The organism is Vibrio sp. 10N.261.55.A7, from assembly GCF_002877365.1.
Lineage (GTDB): Bacteria > Pseudomonadota > Gammaproteobacteria > Enterobacterales > Vibrionaceae > Vibrio.
This window is the reverse complement of sequence record NZ_MCWZ01000017.1, coordinates 1-19156: the sequence shown is the minus strand read 5'-3', so window position 1 is coordinate 19156 and position 19156 is coordinate 1. Positions and strand designations below refer to the sequence as shown.

At 43.8% G+C, this 19156-nt stretch carries 15 protein-coding genes; 7 read left to right on the top strand and 8 right to left on the bottom strand.

The window, feature by feature from the left end; genetic code table 11:
• Together BCU12_RS01960 and BCU12_RS01955 are read right to left on the bottom strand one after the other, a co-directional pair.
• Positions 1 to 694, bottom strand: a 694-nt coding sequence (locus BCU12_RS01960) for a 2Fe-2S iron-sulfur cluster-binding protein (RefSeq protein ID WP_241909720.1), incomplete at its 3' end; no start/stop codon positions are given.
• A gap of 483 nt (positions 695 to 1177) precedes the next feature.
• Positions 1178 to 1912, bottom strand: a complete 735-nt coding sequence (locus BCU12_RS01955; protein ID WP_102402718.1) for a GntR family transcriptional regulator — start codon at positions 1910 to 1912, stop codon at positions 1178 to 1180.
• A 645-nt stretch (positions 1913 to 2557) separates the two neighbouring features.
• Between BCU12_RS01955 and BCU12_RS01950 the strand changes: the two genes are divergently transcribed.
• The 5 genes from BCU12_RS01950 (at position 2558) to BCU12_RS01930 (ending at position 8931) form a co-directional block, all read left to right on the top strand.
• Entirely contained in the window at positions 2558 to 4375 is a 1818-nt protein-coding gene (locus tag BCU12_RS01950) for an extracellular solute-binding protein (protein ID WP_102402717.1), read from the top strand.
• 11 nt (positions 4376 to 4386) lie between these two features.
• Positions 4387 to 5475, top strand: coding sequence for a microcin C ABC transporter permease YejB (locus BCU12_RS01945; RefSeq protein ID WP_102402716.1), 1089 nt, complete (start codon positions 4387 to 4389; stop codon positions 5473 to 5475).
• A 22-nt stretch (positions 5476 to 5497) separates the two neighbouring features.
• Positions 5498 to 6559 (top strand): ABC transporter permease, encoded by a 1062-nt coding sequence (locus BCU12_RS01940; protein ID WP_198599226.1) that lies wholly within the window; start codon positions 5498 to 5500, stop codon positions 6557 to 6559.
• Positions 6560 to 6561: 2 nt separating this feature from the next.
• Entirely contained in the window at positions 6562 to 8199 is a 1638-nt protein-coding gene (locus BCU12_RS01935; RefSeq protein WP_102402714.1) for an ABC transporter ATP-binding protein, read from the top strand.
• Positions 8200 to 8655: 456 nt separating this feature from the next.
• The gene (locus BCU12_RS01930; RefSeq protein ID WP_102402713.1) at positions 8656 to 8931 is read left to right on the top strand and encodes a 2TM domain-containing protein; all 276 of its coding nucleotides are present in this window, start codon (positions 8656 to 8658) and stop codon (positions 8929 to 8931) included.
• A gap of 348 nt (positions 8932 to 9279) precedes the next feature.
• Here the strand turns inward: BCU12_RS01930 and BCU12_RS01925 are convergent, their stop codons facing one another.
• From BCU12_RS01925 to BCU12_RS01900, 5 genes are all read right to left on the bottom strand, one after another.
• Complete coding sequence (locus BCU12_RS01925; protein ID WP_102402720.1) at positions 9280 to 9711, bottom strand: GNAT family N-acetyltransferase; 432 nt, start codon at positions 9709 to 9711, stop codon at positions 9280 to 9282.
• Between the two features lie 33 nt (positions 9712 to 9744).
• Positions 9745 to 10389 (bottom strand): DUF4386 family protein, encoded by a 645-nt coding sequence (locus tag BCU12_RS01920; RefSeq protein WP_102402719.1) that lies wholly within the window; start codon positions 10387 to 10389, stop codon positions 9745 to 9747.
• A 156-nt stretch (positions 10390 to 10545) separates the two neighbouring features.
• Entirely contained in the window at positions 10546 to 11121 is a 576-nt protein-coding gene (locus BCU12_RS01910; protein WP_102402712.1) for a glyoxalase superfamily protein, read from the bottom strand.
• Between the two features lie 195 nt (positions 11122 to 11316).
• A complete protein-coding gene (locus BCU12_RS01905) occupies positions 11317 to 12057 on the bottom strand; it encodes a PhzF family phenazine biosynthesis protein (RefSeq protein ID WP_347231971.1) in 741 nt (246 codons plus the stop codon).
• Between the two features lie 560 nt (positions 12058 to 12617).
• Positions 12618 to 13769 (bottom strand): PLP-dependent aminotransferase family protein, encoded by a 1152-nt coding sequence (locus BCU12_RS01900; RefSeq protein ID WP_102402710.1) that lies wholly within the window; start codon positions 13767 to 13769, stop codon positions 12618 to 12620.
• Positions 13770 to 13884: 115 nt separating this feature from the next.
• Between BCU12_RS01900 and BCU12_RS01895 the strand changes: the two genes are divergently transcribed.
• Positions 13885 to 14754 carry an AraC family transcriptional regulator gene (locus tag BCU12_RS01895; protein WP_102402709.1) on the top strand — a complete coding sequence of 290 codons (870 nt, stop codon included), beginning with the start codon at positions 13885 to 13887 and terminating at the stop codon, positions 14752 to 14754.
• Positions 14755 to 15253: 499 nt separating this feature from the next.
• On the opposite strand, the gene BCU12_RS01890 is transcribed toward BCU12_RS01895, so the two are convergent.
• Positions 15254 to 16858 (bottom strand): BCCT family transporter, encoded by a 1605-nt coding sequence (locus tag BCU12_RS01890; RefSeq protein WP_102402708.1) that lies wholly within the window; start codon positions 16856 to 16858, stop codon positions 15254 to 15256.
• A gap of 348 nt (positions 16859 to 17206) precedes the next feature.
• Here BCU12_RS01890 and BCU12_RS01885 point away from each other — a divergent pair, with 348 nt between their 5' ends.
• A complete protein-coding gene (locus BCU12_RS01885; RefSeq protein WP_241909719.1) occupies positions 17207 to 19048 on the top strand; it encodes a glycerophosphodiester phosphodiesterase family protein in 1842 nt (613 codons plus the stop codon).
• The last annotated feature ends 108 nt before the right edge of the window (positions 19049 to 19156 follow it).

Here is a 19156-nt window from a genome sequence, read left to right as displayed (position 1 = left end):
CTTCACAGGTTTTCATCTCTTCAACAAGGTTTACGCTTATTAACGTTTCAATTTCTCGGTGAAATTGGGTCACTTCTAATGCCAAATCGGTACCGCCTGCCACCAGTTTCGCCTGCGGGTGAGCTAAGAAGAGCTTCGCCAGTTCGTCGACACTTTTTGGTGAGAAGGCGGTGAGGTGCCCTTCACGAAGATTGGCGTCTTGGTCTTGAATCTTAACCAGTTTGTCGATGGTTGCGCGTTCAAGCTCTGCAAATTGATCGAGTAGGGGCTTTTCATTTGAAAGTGACAGCGCCGCATCCACAATTGGTCGGTAACCCGTACAGCGACATAAGTTGCCTGCCAGTGACTCCATCACATCTTCTTTGCTTGCGTTTGGCGTTGTTTTACCGAGTGCAAACATCGACATGATAAAGCCTGGTGTGCAGTACCCGCATTGTGAGCCATGGAAGTCGACAACGGCCTGCTGAACAGGGTGCAGCGATTTATCTTTATTTTGCAGATCTTCAACGGTGATCAATTGCTTGCCGTGCAGTGCAGAGACAAACGTTAAACAAGAGTTCACGGAACGATACTCTAGTTTGCCATTGACCAATTCGCCCAATACAACGGTACAAGCTCCACAATCGCCTGAACCACAACCTTCCTTGGTGCCTGTTTTATTAATCTTGGTGCGAAGATAGTTCAGCACCGTCATATTGGGAGACAAGTTCTCTTCTTGTCTGATTTCCTGATTGAGTAGAAAAGTAATCAAGAGACCTCCTTGTGCAATGACACATTTGTAATTGAAATTATTTTCTGACCTTATGGTCAATAATTAGATAATTTGACCATAAGGTCAACTATTTATTTACAATAGTGCAACATTGCAATTGTATGCAATCAATATCGTCATCTGAATGTTAGGTTTAAGTAGCTGTTTAAATTGAACTAAACCTCTTTTATCAGAGAGCGACTAACGCCTGTAAATATTGTTCTCTGTATCTATAATTGTATGCAATTTTGAGGTTTTTTCTTGCTGCTGGTGAATCGAAGAGCGGGAAAAGTAGGGGAGTGGTTGGTATTGGTGTTAAGTCATTGACCCATCATCCAATTTATTGGGCGCACAAAAAAGCGCCTAGTAACGAATACCAAGCGCTGTTTATAGGGTAGAGCTCTCTATGCCTGAAGAGTGAACGGCCTAAGCTTTGTTCTTTACAATATCAGAGAAGACAACGTGAAGATCGTTAGACGTTGAAGAGTTGTCTAGGTTGAGCTTAGAGCGAATGTGGTCTAAGTGCTCTTGCATTAACTCTGTCGCTTTTTCAGTGTCGCCAGACTCAATAGCATCAAGCAATACGGAGTGTTCGTCCAACGAGCAGTTTGAGTGGCTACCGGTTTCGTATTGGGCGATCAGCAGTGAGGTTTGAGAGACTAAACTGCGCTGGAACGCGAGCAGTGGTGCGTTTTCTGCCATTTCAGCAAGTTTAATATGAAACTCACCTGAAAGACGTAATCCACTGCCGTAGTCACCTTGATCAAAGGCGGCGTTTTCTTTAGTGACCAGTTTTCGGCATTCTTCGATTTGCGCTTTCGTCGCATTGGCGACGGCTAATTCCGTGATGGCTAGCTCCATAATCTCACGCGCTTTAAAGATTTGTTTTGCTTCTTCAACCGTAGGGGCTGCAACAACCGCGCCTCGGTTTGGTCGAATTACCACAACTTGCTCAAGAGAAAGTCTTAGCAATGCACGACGAATAATTGTGCGGCTGACACTGAAGATATCGGCAAGCGCTTCTTCACTGAGTTTTGTGGCGGGTGGCAGGCGTTGTTCTAAGATTGCATCAAAGATATGACAGTAGACGACATCATCCTGAGTCTGTCCTGCAACTTTCGTTTTAATGTTTTTCGTGACTGAGTTTTTAAGGCTTGTCATATGTATTGATAACCATCGAGATATAGATGTTGTTGATAAACAATAATACTTTACTTTGTATACAAATGACCAGTGACGTTTGCGATTAGCTCTCTTTTGTTCACATAATTAGAGCGACTAGGCAGGACAGGGGCTAGAGCAGGGAGTTGGGTGGTTGAAAATCACTCAAGTTTGATGATGCTTGTCGATACTGGAATAAAAAGAATGCTTCATACTGGCGCATGAAGCATAAGGAGATAGAAAGCCTAATTTTATTATAAGGAGATGATGTAATTCTAGCCTGACATTTAGTGAATTTTGCTTGGTTTTTGTTCGACTCTTCAACTTTAGTATCAATTCTATAAATAGCAAAAATATTTTGTTGCAATGAAATTGGTCTCACATGTTTTTGTGATCCTAATTCAAATAAAACTCTTGTTTGATTTTATTTATGGCACTAAAGCGTCACTTATCCGGTCGTATTCTCCCATTGAGGCTTATCCCTCATCGAATCTCACAGGCAGTGCGAACAAATTCTCGCATTGAATCAACTTGAGTATATACTTATCCAAGTAACTGAATTATTAATAGTATTTTGTATGCACTCTAGAGAGCTAGGGTATACAAGCATGACGCACGAAAAGATCGAGAATGAGGGAGCAATGCATGCAACAGCGAAAGCGTATGGTGTTAGGGTTAGCGTTGATGATGTTTGGGTTTAACGCTCAAGCTGATGTCATTGAATCGACCAGCTTAGTCGGTTTTGGTGAAGCGAAGTACGAGGAAGGGTTCACTCATTTCAATTACGTTAATCCAGACGCTCCCAAATATGGCAAAGTCACCTATGGCCAAATGGGCACCTACGACAACTTTAATCGCTATGCATCACGCGGTGTCGCCGCAGCAGGCAGTGGCCAGATTTATGATACCTTGATGGCGACCCCGAGTGATGAGATTGATAGTTACTATCCGCTGATTGCCAGTCGCGTTCGATACTCAGACGATTTCATGTGGTTGGAACTCGACATCAACCCGAAGGCGCGTTTCCAAGATGGTGTGCCAATTACCGCGCATGATGTGGCGTTCACTTTTGAAAAATTCATGACAGAGGGCGTACCTCAATACCGTTCTTATTACAAAGCGATCAAATCGGTAACGGCGAAATCAGACCTCGTTGTTCGAATTGATATGGCGGAGCCGGATAGAGAGAAACTATTCAGCTTTGCCCAATCAACTCGCGTGCTACCTAAGCACTTTTGGCAAGATAAGAAATTCAGCGAGCCACTGAGCGAGCCACCGGTAGGAAGCGGTGCGTATAAGGTGGTTGACTACAAACCTGGCCAAAGCGTGACTTACGGTCTCATTGAGGATTATTGGGCTAAAGACCTCCCTGTTAATGTGGGGCGCAATAATTTCGCCACGGTTCAATACGACTACTACCGCGATGACACCGTGATGCTTGAAGCTTTTAAAGCGGGCGAATTTGATATCCGAATGGAGAGTGAGTCCAAATTCTGGGAGAACGCTTACACGGGCTCTAATTTTGATAAAGGCTTCATCAAGAAAGAAGAGATCCCTCATCAACAAGCTCAATCAGCCAAAGGGTTTGTATTCAATACTCAAATTGAGGTTTTCAAGGATCCAAAAGTTCGCGAGGCGCTGACCTACGCATTGGATTTCGAATGGATGAACAAGAACCTGTTCTACAATGAGAACAGCCGCACGCGCAGTTATTTCCAAAATACAGAATATGCCTCTGTGGGTTTGCCTTCTCAAGCTGAGCTCGACGTTTTAGCGCCGATCAAAGATAAAGTGCCACCACGTGTATTTACCGAAGAGTTTCAACCACCGGTGACGGATGGATCAGGTCGTATTCGCAGCCAAATGCGCGTTGCCTTTGCTCTGTTCAAAGAAGCGGGTTGGGAACTAAAAAACAAGGTCATGACCAATACCAAAACAGGCGAAGCAATGAGCTTTGAACTGTTGATTTATAACCCGAATGTTGAGACCTATGCGATTCCATTTCAGAAGAACCTGCGCTTGATGGGGATCGACATGAAGCTTCGCACCATCGACCGCACACAGTATGTTAAGCGCTTACGTGACCGTGACTTTGATATGGTTTCATCGGCGTATTATGCCAACCCTTACCCGAACTCAAGCTTGATGATCGTCTGGAACTCAAGTTACATTGACTCAACGTACAATACCGCGGGTGTCACCGACCCCGCAGTGGATTACCTCACCCAGGCGATTGCCGACAATCAGCAGAACCCAGAAAAACTGTTGGCCTTGGGCCGTGCGTTAGACCGTGTGTTGCAATGGAATTTTTACATGGTGCCTCAATGGCATTACAGCAAGTACCGTGTCGCGACGTGGGATAAATTCGAACGCCCAGAAATCCGCCCTGATTATGAATTAGGTGTGGATACTTGGTGGGTGTCGAAAGAAAAAGCAAGCAAACTACCTGAGAAAAGACGTTAGTAGGGAATAGCATGGCCGCGTATCTATTTAGACGCCTTTTACTTGTCATTCCCACCTTGTGGGCGATCATAACGATCAACTTCTTCATCATTCAAGTGGCTCCTGGTGGGCCAGTTGAACAGGCCATTGCGCAGATGCAAGGGCTTGAATCGGGACTAATGAGTCGCTTCACTGGTGGCGGTAATGCGCAAGAGTCTGCGATTGTCGAAGAAGCTTCAGCAACGGGGTATAAGGGCTCTAGAGGCTTAGACCCTGAAGTCGTGGATGAAATCAGACGCCAGTTTGGTTTTGATAAACCCATTCATGAGCGCTACTTCGAAATGCTAAAGAACTACGCCATGTTTGAATTTGGCGATAGCTTGTTCAAAGGTGGCAATGTCATCGATCTCATTGTCGAACGGCTGCCCGTCTCTATTTCCCTTGGCCTTTGGAGTACCTTGATCATCTACTTGATCTCGATCCCCTTAGGCATATTAAAGGCCATTCACCACGGCTCTCGGTTTGATGTTTGGACCAGCGCGATGGTCATCGTTGGCTATGCTATACCGGGCTTTTTGTTTGCCATTATCCTGATTATTTTGTTTGCTAGTGGTAACTACTTTAGCTGGTTCCCATTGCGTGGATTGGTTTCCAGCAACTTTGACCAACTGAATTGGTATCAACAGATCATCGATTATTTTTGGCATTTGGCACTGCCGATATTTGCCATGGTCATCGGTGGGTTCGCTACCCTCAGTATGCTCACGAAAAACTCTTTCCTGGATGAGATCAACAAGCAATACGTGGTGACGGCACGCGCGAAAGGGCTTGATGAAAATACCATCCTCTACAAGCACGTGTTTCGTAATGCCATGTTGATCATTATTGCAGGCTTCCCAAGTGCCTTTATCAGCATTTTCTTCACTGGCTCAATGTTGATTGAAGTGATGTTTTCACTTGAAGGTATAGGGCTGTTGGGCTTTGAATCGACCATTCAGCGTGATTATCCCGTTGTATTTAGTTCTTTATATATCATGACGTTACTGGGTCTCATCTTGAGTATCATCTCTGATCTCACCTATACATGGGTTGATCCTCGAATCGATTTTGAGGCTCGCTAATATGTTGGAAGCACAAGAAAAAATGACAAAAAATCAGAACAGCTTGATTAAGAAAGTGAGAAGCAATCCTCTTAATCAGGCGCGCTGGCTTCGTTTTAAAGCGAACAAACGTGGCTACTGGTCGATGTGGGTCTTTGGCGTGTTGTTCTTCTTTAGCTTGTTTGCTGAGCTGATTGCGAATGATAAGCCTCTGCTCGTGAGCTATGAGAGCGGTTGGTATTTTCCGATTGCTAAGCAGTATGCAGAAACCGAGTTTGGTGGCGAATTTGAAACCGAAGCCGATTACACCGACCCATTCGTGACCGACCTGATTGAAGAAAAAGGTTTTATTGTTTGGCCTTTGATTCGTTTTAGCTATGACACCATTAATTTTGATATCGCGGGTAGCGTGCCGTCGGCCCCAGATTCTGTGAATTACCTTGGTACTGATGATAAAGGGCGAGACGTACTGGCGCGAATTATCTACGGCTTTCGAATTTCCGTCTTATTTGGTTTTGTATTAACCATCGTTTCAAGCGTAATTGGCGTGGTGGTGGGCGCGACACAAGGCTACTACGGCGGTTGGTTGGATCTTATTGGCCAACGGTTTATCGAGGTTTGGTCTGGCATGCCGACCTTGTTCCTACTGATTATTTTATCGAGCTTCGTTGAGCCAAACTTCTGGTGGTTGTTAGGCATTATGGTGTTGTTCAGTTGGATGAGCCTTGTCGGTGTGGTTCGAGCTGAATTCTTGCGTTGTCGGAACTTTGACTACGTACGAGCGGCGCAAGCGATGGGGGTGGATGACAAGCGCATTATGCTTCGCCATATGTTGCCAAATGCCATGGTGGCATCACTCACGATGATGCCGTTTATTCTTTCTGGCTCTGTCACGACACTCACCTCTCTCGATTTCCTAGGCTTTGGCCTGCCAGCGGGATCACCATCGTTAGGTGAGTTGCTAGCGCAAGGTAAAGCGAACTTGCAAGCACCCTGGTTGGGCATTTCCGCTTTCGTTGTTCTTTCTTTGATGCTGACTCTTCTGGTGTTTGTTGGTGAGGCTGTACGCGATGCTTTTGACCCACATGCTAATGGAGGTAAATAACGATGGACGCTTCTATTTCTAACGATTCAGGTTCTAATTCGTCAAAACCTCAATCTCCGGTTCTTACTATTAATGAACTCTCTGTTGGGTTTGGACGTAAAAATCAGATAGAACAAGTGACAACCAACGTTTCACTTTCGATCAATAAGGGTGAAACGTTGGCCTTAGTGGGCGAAAGTGGTTCAGGAAAATCGGTGACGGCAAATTCGGTATTGAAGTTGTTAGCCAAAGGATCGTCTCATTACTTAACGGGCAGCATTAATTTCAATGGCATTGATATTTTGAGTTGCTCTGAGCGAGAACTGCGAGGAATTCGTGGTGGCCGAATAGGCATGATTTTCCAAGAGCCCATGGTGTCTTTGAATCCGCTGCATAAAATTGGCAAACAACTTGTAGAAACCTTGGCTGTTCATCGAGGCATGAGGCAGAAAAAGGCCGAGGAAATGGCCATCTCATGGTTGAAAAAGGTGGGCATTCGATACCCTGATCAAAAGATTTCTGCCTACCCACATGAGCTTTCTGGCGGAGAAAGGCAACGCGTAATGATTGCGATGGCGCTTATTAATGAACCAGAGCTTCTCATTGCCGACGAGCCAACAACTGCATTAGACGTTTCGGTACAGGCTCAAATACTTGATCTGCTTAAAGAACTTCAACAAGAACTCGGCATGGCGATGCTGTTCATCACCCATGACCTGAGTATTGTTCGCCGTATTGCCGACCGTGTAGCAGTAATGAAAGACGGTGAACTCGTGGAAGTGGGTGAAAGCCAAGCGGTCTTCAATGAGCCAAGGCATCCTTATACGATGAAGTTGATTAACTCGGATCCTCGCGGATTACCGGTTGAGGTATCTGCCGAAAGTAAAACATTGCTTGACGTAAAACACCTTCGAGTTTGGTTTCCTATCACAGGTGGGCTATTCAAACGGGTGACTTCGCACGTGAAAGCCGTCACCGATATGGCGTTTGAATTGAAACAAGGGCATTCCATTGGTCTTGTGGGTGAGAGTGGATCGGGGAAATCAACCACGGGGATGGCGATTCTTAAACTGGTTAATTCTCAAGGCTCAATTGCCTATGAAGGGCATGAATTGCAGGGTTTGAATAGAAAAGAAATGTTGCCATTTCGAAGTAAAATGCAGGTTGTTTTCCAAGACCCATTTTCAGCCCTTAATCCCCGAATGTCGGTTGCGCAGGTTATCGGCGAAGGGTTGATTGTTCATCAAGAGTTAGACGAACAGACGCTAGACGATGCGATATGCGCAGTAATGAGAGAAGTAGACCTAGACCCAGAAACGCGTTTTCGCTACCCCAACGAATTCTCAGGCGGGCAACGTCAACGTATTGCGATAGCGCGTGCCTTGATTTTAAAGCCTGAGTTTATTTTGTTGGATGAACCCACGTCGTCCTTAGATAGGACAGTTCAGGCGCAAGTGCTCGATTTACTAAAATCGCTTCAGGAGAAGTACAACCTAACGTACTTATTCATTAGCCATGATCTTAACGTAGTGAAATCCCTTTGCCATTACACCATTGTGATGAAAGATGGCGAAATAGTAGAGCAGGGCGATACGCAACGACTCTTTAGCCAGCCAACCGAAAGTTACACTCAGCAGTTGGTGTCACTGTCGAGTTTCTAGTCAAAGTTTACTCAAATCACTGTCTACCGATTAACAATAAAGCCGAGATGATTCTCGGCTTTATTGTCTGAAGATAATAGAGTTTGATCCGAAAGAACGTTTTTTAACACTACCTATATAAATGTGAACTCTAAGATTTTACTAATTTTAAACACGTTTTAGGCCATTTCCTTGTCAGTGAAACAGCGAATTTAAATATTTGCGAATTACTCTGAGTAAGGCGAGCTGTGCCATAGTCGTTTGTTAGCTTACTAATTTAGAGGAAATTAGAAACATGGGTATTTAACTTTTTGGCTCGTATTCCTTAAGCGTAGACACTCTATCCTGGTTATTGACATTTCACTCCTCCTTTACTGCATTTCGTCGCAAAGTAACCTTATGCGCCATAAATACGTTTATTATTTTCCGTATTGAATACTTACTTTAAAAGCAAAGGGTTGAAAAATGGACCAAACAATGAACACAACTAATCAACAAGAACAGGTAATGGTTCAAGTGAAAAAGGTAAAAGGGTTTTACGCTCACTTAACCAAATACTTATCAGTAATATGCCTATTGTTTGTCATTAATTTCGTAACTGGCACTGAAGAGTTTTGGGCAATCTATCCAGCCTTAGGCTGGGGAATCTTTATGGTTTCACACGCGATCAAGGCATTTGAGATATTTGATTTCTTAGGGGATGACTGGGAGAAAAAGGAAGTGGAAAAGCGTTTAGCTAAGCTAAACAAATAAGCGGTCATTAAAAACGACACACCACGAATGTGAAACTGGTAGAATAACTATTCATCCCACCAATTTACAGAATGAACAACTAAAAAGTCGGGTATTCTAGAATACATTTGCATCAAGAATGATGATGCCACCTTAGAAAGCTAATGCCGAGTTAAGTGGTGAGCAACGTAGACCACTGCACTTAAAGTATTGTGCCGCAAACACTAAAGCCGAAGCAAACCAAAAATGCCGAGCGTTGGGAATTCGTCTTAAACGCTTTGTATGTGATTTTTTCACCGTATACGGAAACGCCCAAAGTTATTAGCCTTGGGCGTTTCTTCTAGCAAACTGGTTACGACAAACCGAGCTCTAAAGTGTCATATGCAGAATTGGAAAAGGTTTTCCCATATCATCAAGTGGTGAGCGAGAAACAACTTTAAAACCCATATGCTCGTAGAAACCTACTGCTTGCGGATTTTGTTCGTTTACATCGACTTTGGTTGCGCCTAACTGTTCAATTGCGTATTGCAGTAGCGCCTTACCAACACCTTGTCCTCTTGCCTCGTTTAGGATGAACAGCATTTCAATCTTTGAGTCGTGGATACCCACGAAACCTAAAATTGAACCACTTTCATCTTTCACACATCTTAACGTGACAGCAGGAAAGGCCTGCTCAATGATCAGTGGTTTAAAAAACTCAATATCTTCTTCTGTTATGAAGTCATGAGTTGCTCGGACTGAATTTTCCCAAACATTAAGCGGACAAAAATGGTTGGCTATACTTGTTGAGGAATGAAACAAAGCCAACTGTTTTTGTTCCGTTTAAATGCCTTGCTAGCTTTTTCTTCTCGTGAGCATGATTACTCCCAACCAAGAAAACCATACAATTTGGCTTATACCAAAAATCTCAGTGAGCACTTCAGCAGGGTAAATAGTGAGAATACCAAAAATGCCAACTAAAACCCCAAGGTAGTTAAGTATTTTAGGAAGCTCGTTACCTTTTAAAGCGGCAAAACTTAACAATAGAACCCATAGGCCTCCAACGACCTCGTTCCCACCACCTAAGCCTTCGACTACAGTGTAGATAGTCAGCCAGACTGTCATAGCTTGTTCAGGATCCTTAGCCGAGAGCTCCAAGACTGTAGCTAAACCTATATTTGCAATCATTCCACTCGCAATGACTAAACCCACCCAAACAACACCAAAGATAGAAGCAATTTGTGAAAGGATTGGCGTATCACCATTCAAACGATCATGAATCGCCAGTACTAATACAGCTAAAATAATGCCAAATAGTACATACATAATAAGATTTACGATGGACAAAACACTCTGATTTTTAGCTAGAAAAGCAAATTGTTTCGCAGTATCAGCATCTGTAGGGAAATTCCAGAACGCACCAAAAAACACGAAAGCTGACACGTAAATAATGGATTCCAAAAGAGCGGCAACTCCCCCTATTTTTTGTAAATTATTCACGATACAAACTCCATGTTGATTGAATATTATGAAAGTTAACGCCCTTTTAAGGTGTGAGCAACGCAATACCGATGCCGCCTTAAACACAAAGCGGAACGCATAGCAAAAATGCCACGCGTTTTGGGTTACTGTTGAGCGCCTTGTAGGTTTATGAAGCTACATACAATTACTTCCTTCTTCTAGCAATTTCTTTTGGTTGATTAAAGGGCAACTAAAGATCAGCATATTTCCATTATTATCTCTAATTCGGAAGTCACGGTTACCATATTCACGATCAGAAATATCACCAACAAAGGTAATATCCTTTTTAGATAATTCTTTGTAGATATCATCAACATTATTTACAAAGATATTACAAACACCAGTACCAGCAAAGTCTTTCCGTCCCTCTCCAAACTCAATTATCACTTGCCCCCTTGCCACAACTGCATATGGTGGATTTTCCCATAAAATATCTATTTCAAAACCTAGGCTGTCTTTGTAGAAACTTGCTGTTTCCCTCACGCTTTTTACTGGCAATATTGGGTTGGTCCCTAAGAAATTACCAGTTGAACGTGTGTTATTTTGTATAGTTAAAATATCAGTTTCCAAAGTGGTGGCAATACATTTCAAAGACTCCAATCCTGTACTTTGGCCTCTTTCTATTCGCTGTATTGTTCTAACACTCAAACCGCTAAAGCAGGCGAGTTGTTCTTGTGACCATCCTTTAGAAAGTCTTATTTCTTTGACCATAAAATGAGCCCCTTGTAATTGATGTCAACCACTTTGCCAGAATAGTTACTATTTTAGAACGACAGAAACCCGACAGAAGCCTAACGCCAGCTTAAGTTGTGAGCAACGAAACCAGACTGTCTGCATTGCACCCATAAACACTAAACCAATTTAAACCAAAAATGGCACACGTCGCGAATCAGCTTGAAGCGTTTGTTAAATTGCTAATTTTCGTAGCTTTGCATTTGCTAACAACGCAATTGAATCACCTGAAATACGCCTTACGCCAAAATACCCACCTGACGACGAAAGTTGATGTACATGAAGTGAATCTGAGTCAAGTCTGTCAAACCAATATGGAGCTAAAGAGCATTGAGCTGAACCTGTTGCCAGATCTTCAGATATACCAATTTTGGGCGCGAAATACCTTAAGACGTACCCATTATCACCATTCGCAGCTGTCACGATTAAAGCATGGTACTTGCTAAGCTGTTTAAAGCGCATTTGATCAGGCTCAAAACGTCTTACAGATTCTATAGAAGGTAAGACTAAAACTAAGTCTCGAGTTGAAAACACTTCAATAGCACCAGCAGCTAAGTCCGATATTTCTGTTGGGACGCTACATGTTTCACCTTTCCAACCAGGCAACTCAAGAGTGTATACATCGTTCTTTTTAGCAATTGAGACGTCCCCGTATTTGCTACTAAAAAGTACACTATCGAGTTTGTACTTAGAGATGATTGCAGCACCAGCCCCTAAGCTTCCATGTCCACACAGGTTAATTTCTCCATCCAGTGCAAACCAGCGAATGTGAAATTGTCCATTAATTTTTAGAACAAAAGAGGTAACTGGAAGCCCAGCTTCACAAGTTATTTTCTGTAACTCTTCATCAGAAAGCCAACTATCAAGCTCTAATACACCACAAGGGTTACCAGAAGCCGATTCACCACCAAACACATCATATATATCTAATTTGATAATCCACCATCCTCGATTGCAATTTAACGCTTTGTAGACGGAATTATCCCGTATTTGCATCCAGTCTATGTTGCTGTCGTTCACTATGAAACTCAACAGGTATCAAGCCGTTGTGTGAATCGACAGAGAGTTCCGGGGTAGAACTACGGAAAGTTTCCGTATAAGTGCCCAAAGTACGGATTATATTAATTTGGTCTATTGCAATACTGACTGGGTGGTCAGTTAGTCGGCTCTGAGAATGTTTGTGGCTGAAATGAGTTTGCTAATATTGCCCCTATCCGATCTCAATCAGCAAAGAAAACACTGCTCCTATAAGAACCATGCTTTCTTTCAGTTCACCCACATAAGCTTAGATATTAACCATTGCAATGGATGCGACACCTGTAAGGATTCATAACAGTCTTTATTGTCTATGAACAAACCTTATTGATTTTTGACATTTATTGTGTGGAAAGAAATTGCATAATCCAGTCGCTTATAGGTTTTACTTGGCTGCTTCTCGCACGATTCTGGTGAGCAAGGGCCTATGGATATTTTTCTTACCGAGCGTTTGTCAGAACGTCAGCAATTCGTTGAACCGCAATGAGCAAATCCTCTGAGTTCGCATTGGTGAAATTGAGCCTCATTGCAGGTGGCGCTTCATCTTGCGTTGGATAAAAGACCGGGCTTGGAACGACAGCGACATTGTTTGCTAGCAGCTCTTGAGCCAATTTGAAGGTGTCACATTTTGGAAGCGTTACCCACAGAAACATGCCACCTTCTACCGGACTGATTTGGCAATCATCACTTAGATAAGTCTTCAACGCCTGAAATAGAGTGTTATAGCGCGATTGATACAATGCTCGCACCTGTTCTAAGTGTTTAGGGAAATCAGGGTGCTCCAACAAACCAAGAACGAGAGCCTGAACAGGTACACACGAGTGCAAATCTGCCCCTTGCTTGACCTTAATTAGAGGGGCTAGGTAGCTCTGTTTTCCCGTAATTGTGCCGACTCTAAGCCCCGGTGAAGCGACTTTGGAAAACGAGCGCAGTACAATCGAATGGTCTGGACAAAAGTCTGAGACCAATGGAAGTTCCTCACCTGAGAAGCGAAGTTCTCGATAGGGGGCGTCTTCAATAAACGCAACATTATATTGGATACACAATTCAGCTACCTGTCGGCGCTTTTCAAGTGGCCAACATACGCCTGTTGGATTATGAAAATCTGGGACGGCGTAGAACATCTTTGGCGAACTCACCTTGAAGTGTTGCTCTAATTGCTGGATGTTCGGACCAAATTCGTCCTGAGAAACCGTAATGATGTTCGCCTGCATTAACCCAAAAACTTGCATCGCACCAAGATAACAGGGCGCCTCCATAACCACGGTGTCATTCGGGTTAACGTATGCTCTTGCTATCAAATCTAAGCCTTGTTGAGAGCCTGTACAGGTTATGACTTGATGGGTTGCTGGCAAACGATAGGCTTGGGTGAGATGCTCAATTAAAGGCTCATAACCCGAGGTCGACCCATATTGAAACACCTGTGCCATTGCCGGTAAGGCCTTTAAGGTCGGGGTCATTAAGTCGATTGGAAATGTCTTTTCGTCCGGCAATCCGCCCGCCAAAGAGATCACATTCTTATCACTGGCCGCGGCTAGGATCTCTCGAATGTAAGAGGGTTTTATTTGTTGAACCGACTGTGCAATGTCCATGAATCACTCATTGATAGTTTCGTTTATTTAGTGAAGGCATAGTAATGGGTATTGGCAAAGTTGGTCGGTCCGTTTATGCTTATAAACATGTCCATTTATGCTATTCGTGTTCACTATGAATGAGAATCAACAATCGCGAATCAACGACGTCCTGTTCTATATTCATCAAGATATTAGCCGAGATTTGAATGCACGGGATCTTGCTAAGGTGGCTTCTTACTCAGAGCAGCATTTTCATAGAACGTTTAAGTCTGTTGTGGGTGAATCTGTCCACCAGTACATTCGTCGTATTCGAATGGAATATGCGGCTAACCAGTTTATGTTTGATCCACAAAGCCCTATCGTCGACATCGTCAATAAGAGTGGCTTTAGTTCTGCTTCATCATTTAATCGCGCATTTAAAGATACCTTCAACATGTCACCTAGAGAGTGGCGTAAACACGAACGGCAAACCGCGGATAAACCCTATTTAATAGACCGCGAAATAGCGCGAGCTTATCAGCAGATAGCGAGTGTTAAACTTCCCATGCCAAACATAGTAGAAGTGCCAACCCGAATGGCGGCGTATGTTCGTCATACTGGGTATAACCGTTCCATTTCCAATGCTTGGCTATTACTTAAAGCGTGGGCGATGACAGAAGGCCGGGATTTTTCGGTTCAATATGGATTACACCACTCAAACCCAGCCTGGATTGAGCTTGCACAATGTCGATACGTTGCGTGCATAGAGATAGATAAACCGGTTTCAATGCGAGGTGTGGTGAATCAATTCACAATTCCTGGTGGACTGCATGCTGTATTTCGATTGCAGGGTACTTATGGTGAACTCTTACCAAAACTGAGCGCAATACTAGAAGAGTGGCTGCCTAAATCAGGATTTAAGTTACGTTCAACGCCCGCCTATGCGCATTACCATAAAAATCATTTTATAGACGAAAATGAAGAGTTCGAGCTGGATTTCTATTTGCCGATTGGCTTCTTTTAATTGGATAGAAGAGGCTGCTCTCATGGCAACATTCCAGTTGCGTATTTACAAGAAATCACTGTTCATTTAGTGACCTAATTGTACAAGTTAGAGCAGTCAATGAAGCAAACAATTTGGTGATGTGAACTTAATGATTTCTGTTTGTTTCACAGAGAGGGAATTTGTAACAATAGAATAATCCCGACCCGAAATTCATTATTTCCAAGCCTGTTAAACGATATAATTTAGCTTTCAAAAACAGGGGGATAAACAATGGATCTTGCTACAGTTGCTGTTCTAATTATGGGTTCGGCTAGCCTTGTCGCCATCGTCGTCGGTTTATACCTAGGGCTAACAAAAGCCGCTAGTTAACCACAAAAAAGTCGCTCTATAATGAGCGACTTTTTTTGTCAAAATTTTATAACCAGCACACTTAATAGTGGTCGCTGGTTTTCTGTATAGAAACTCTAAAAAGGGCCAGTCATAAATATCTATGCTGGCCCTTTATCTTTGAATGTTTCTAACCGACTTTATCTTGCGATAACTTTGGCTTGTCGAGTTCGGTGACTAGGCCCTTGACTAGGCTGACACAACCTAACACGAGAATAATGGCAAACGGCAGCGCGGCGATAATGGTTATCGACTGCAGCGCTTGAACTGAGTCTGTGCCACCAATCCATAACATCATCATCGCGATGACTGCTGAGATAACGGCCCAAATCACTTTCTGTCTGATGGGTAGTTCCAGTTTTCCACCTGCTGTCATGCTATCGACAACGATAGAGCCTGAATCGAGTGTGGTAACAAAGAACACGATGATCAAAGCAACTGCAATCATGGAAAGAATGTCACCCATTGGGTAAGCATCAAGCATATAGAATAGGCTTAATGACACGTCGCTAATGCCTTGCTCTGTACCTAGTAATCCAACTTTATCGATTATCTGCTGGATAGCGATCCCGCCAAAGAAAGACATCCAAGCGGTTGTGACTAAGGTTGGAATACCTAATACACACACTAAGAATTCACGAACTGTGCGTCCTTTAGAAATTCGAGCAACAAACATACCGAAGAGTGGCGCATAAGCAATCCACCAAGCCCAGTAGAAAACAGTCCAGCCATGTAACCACGTGGTGTCGTCACGGCCTGAATTCTGGCTCAATGGAATGATGTTCTTCACATACCCAACAACGCCCGTTGCCAGTGAATCTAAAACCGTCGTGAAGTTTAGAATCGCAAGAAACCCAAGGAAGACAAAGGCAATGATCATGTTGATGTTACTGAGCAGTTTAACGCCTCCATCCATGCCTCTCACGATAGAGACAATCGCGAGCCCCATAATCATAAGAATGATCGCTATCTGGAGGAACAGGCTGTTATCAACGCCGAATACGTGGCTTATTCCACTGGCGGCTTGTGAACCTCCGAGGCCAAGTGATGTGGCTAGGCCAAACAGAACAACCAGCACGGCCATGACATCAATGACATCACCAATTTTGCCCCACACCTTGTCACCAAGCAGTGGGTAGAAAATTGAACGTATTGAAAGGGGCAAACCTTTGTTATAAACAAAATACGCTAGGCAGAGAGCGGTCATGCCGTAAATAGCCCACGCATGGAAACCCCAGTGGAATAGGGCAGAACCAAGCGCTAACTCGCGGCCTTCAGGTGTGTAAGGTTCTACACCTAACGGAGTACCAAACCAGTTCGTGTAGAACGCGGTAGGCTCTGCGACACCCCAAAAAATCAGCCCAATCCCCATGCCTGCTGCGAACAACATCGAGATCCATGAAATGGTTGAATAATCCGCGGTGGCATCGTCACCACCCAATCGAATTTTGCCTAATGGGGAAAGCGCGATACCAATGGCAAAGAGCAATATGATGTTTGCGCTCCACATGAAAACGAAATCGAACTTAGATAATGCCGCCGCTTTCACTGTATCAATGGCAGCCTTGGCGTCTGCGGGTGAAAGAATGAGAAGAGCGAAAATAAAAAGAATGGATAAACCTGCGGAAGCAAGGAAAACCGTGTTGTGGATGTCCATCCCCCATTTGGTGACGTTGTCTTGACCCACTTGATAATCGGTTGAATCTATACTGTATTTTTTTGATTTAAAATGCATAGCTAAACGGTCTACCTGTTCAGGAAAATGAACAGGAAAGCCAACTCCATGTTTAATTGATGATAGATTACTTGTTAATTCATATAAGTAGCAATTTTACAGAGTAACTTTATTTTCTAAGCTGAAACTTAGGCGCGCAGCGTAGCACAGAGTTGAGCAATCTAGTTTGATTTTAATTCGTGTTTTTATCCGGTCGAGAGAGAAGGTTTCTTTGCGAGGGCTTGCAATGAACTTAGGATACTTTGGCATCTATTTCTTTTCTTCATTCACACTCAACGAAACAACAATCTCATACCAATGTTATAATCGGCTTTATATTCGCCTTACTATTCTAAGTGACGTCCGTTGTTGAAAATTCCACTCATTCATCGTAGCCGACATGTGTTGTACTTCATGTGGCACCGCCTTAAAGCCAGTGGCTTACAAATGCTTACCAGCTTTTTGCTGGTTCGAAGTGTATTGGTGACGTTGTTTGTGCCTTTCGACATTTGGATAACGTCTAAATTGATGGGCTTCTATGGTGTGAATGCCATTGCCAACCAAGAACTGCTCTCGTTCTTTCTCTCTCCCGCGGGCTTTCTACTTAACTGGTGGTTTGTGACTCAACTGAGCTTTGCTTTTTTTGTTGAACAATCAACCATCAGTATTCTTCTTGCTCAACATGACCTCGGTAAACGGTCGATTTTAGATACCTTTGGGCTGATTATTCAGCGAAGTTGGCGTGTGGTGAAAGTGGTGTTGGCTCAGGCTATGGCGGTCAGCTTATTACTGGCGACGCTACTGTGGAGTGGACGCTGGGTATATGACCTCATGCTCAATGATTGGGACATCAATTACTATCTCAGTAGTCAATTGAGTTCTATTTGGTATGCCGTCGGCTTGCTGATTTTAATAAGTTTACCTAGCGTGGTTCTGGTTGTGCGCTATTGGGCGAACTGGTGGCTTGCATTGCCGCTGAGTCTATTTCAGAACTGCTCTCAATGGGAGCTTTTCAAACAAGCCAGACGATTGAGTCAAAATATCTATCTGCCTATTTTCTTCGGTCACGTTGGGTGGATATTTGCTCGCGTAATGGTGGCGGCCCTGTTTGCCGGGAGTTTTTTATTCGCATTAGACCCGATATTGAACTGGGCGACATCGGATCAAGATCGTCGTTCTTGGTTGATCTTTGCGGGTCTGATATTGATCGGGGTGGGTCTACTGCTAAGTTTTATTGACCGGTTTATCTACGCGAGTTGTCAATACTACGTGCTGAGATTACAAACCAAGCGATTGAAGTTGGTCAATGAGCAGGCGCGTTCTGTTGGGCTGAAGCAGAGCACACAAAGGCGTCGATTGCTTGGCAGTGCGATGTGCCTGTTTATTACGTTTGCCGCGTATAACGGGTTTAACGATGTGCGCAATTTTGTTCACCACCTTCAGACAGACGCCACAAGCTACGTGACAGCGCATCGAGGTGGGGGATTTAAACACCCAGAAAACAGCGAAGCTGGAGTTCAATACGCCATTTCACTGGGCATTCAAAGCACCGAAATTGATGTGCAGCTGACGGCTGATGGCCAGATTGTTGTCTTTCATGATAGGGATCTGGGCCGAATGATTGGCTCGCCGCTGATAGTAGAAGAATCGAGCTACGATGAGATACGCCAAGCATTTTTAAAGCAGAATCAATTGCCTCCGCCTTTGCTGAGCCAGCTGTTAGAAGCCTATGCGAATGATATTGAATTTAATATAGAACTCAAACGTTACAATCACAGTGTCGATCTTGCGTACGCCATGGCCGTTTTACTGCCTCAATACCCACAAGGCATGATTGTATCAAGCTTGGATGTTGAGCTACTGGCGCACCTGATTCGAGAGCTTGAGGATAACCGCCCTGAATTTCTGCGCTACGCTTTGATTTATGCCGCTAACTTTGGCGAGGTAGAGCTTGAGCGTGACGTCGATATGTTGATGGTCAGCTCGCAATGGCTAACGGCATGGAGAATCATAGAGATACAGCAAAGAGAGCAAGAGGTGCTGGTGTGGACCATTAACACACCTGCTGCCATGCAACGGTTATTTTTGCTTGGGGTCGACGGAATTATCACCGATGAACCTCAACTCGCGTTGGACGTGAAACTGGCTATCGATGACCTGGATTTTTCAGATCGAGCACTGCAAACATTGCGGCACTGGCTCTCTCTGTAATAGTAAGTCTTCCATCCGTCACCGAGTAAAGAATTGTGTTCAGCACGATTTTCTCGTTCACAACTTGGATTAAAGTTGATATTATCAACTATATTCAATGGTAAGTGC

Bases quoted from the DNA above. Each gene is read 5' to 3' on its own strand.
- BCU12_RS01940 (WP_198599226.1), top strand. From the start codon at position 5,498: ATGACAAAAAATCAGAACAGCTTGATTAAGAAAGTGAGAAGCAATCCT.
- BCU12_RS01950 (WP_102402717.1), top strand. From the start codon at position 2,558: ATGCAACAGCGAAAGCGTATGGTGTTAGGGTTAGCGTTGATGATGTTT.
- BCU12_RS01930 (WP_102402713.1), top strand. From the start codon at position 8,656: ATGAACACAACTAATCAACAAGAACAGGTAATGGTTCAAGTGAAAAAG.
- BCU12_RS01910 (WP_102402712.1), bottom strand. From the start codon at position 11,121: ATGGTCAAAGAAATAAGACTTTCTAAAGGATGGTCACAAGAACAACTC.
- BCU12_RS01955 (WP_102402718.1), bottom strand. From the start codon at position 1,912: ATGACAAGCCTTAAAAACTCAGTCACGAAAAACATTAAAACGAAAGTT.
- BCU12_RS01900 (WP_102402710.1), bottom strand. From the start codon at position 13,769: ATGGACATTGCACAGTCGGTTCAACAAATAAAACCCTCTTACATTCGA.
- BCU12_RS01945 (WP_102402716.1), top strand. From the start codon at position 4,387: ATGGCCGCGTATCTATTTAGACGCCTTTTACTTGTCATTCCCACCTTG.
- BCU12_RS01935 (WP_102402714.1), top strand. From the start codon at position 6,562: ATGGACGCTTCTATTTCTAACGATTCAGGTTCTAATTCGTCAAAACCT.
- BCU12_RS01895 (WP_102402709.1), top strand. From the start codon at position 13,885: ATGAATGAGAATCAACAATCGCGAATCAACGACGTCCTGTTCTATATT.
- BCU12_RS01890 (WP_102402708.1), bottom strand. From the start codon at position 16,858: ATGCATTTTAAATCAAAAAAATACAGTATAGATTCAACCGATTATCAA.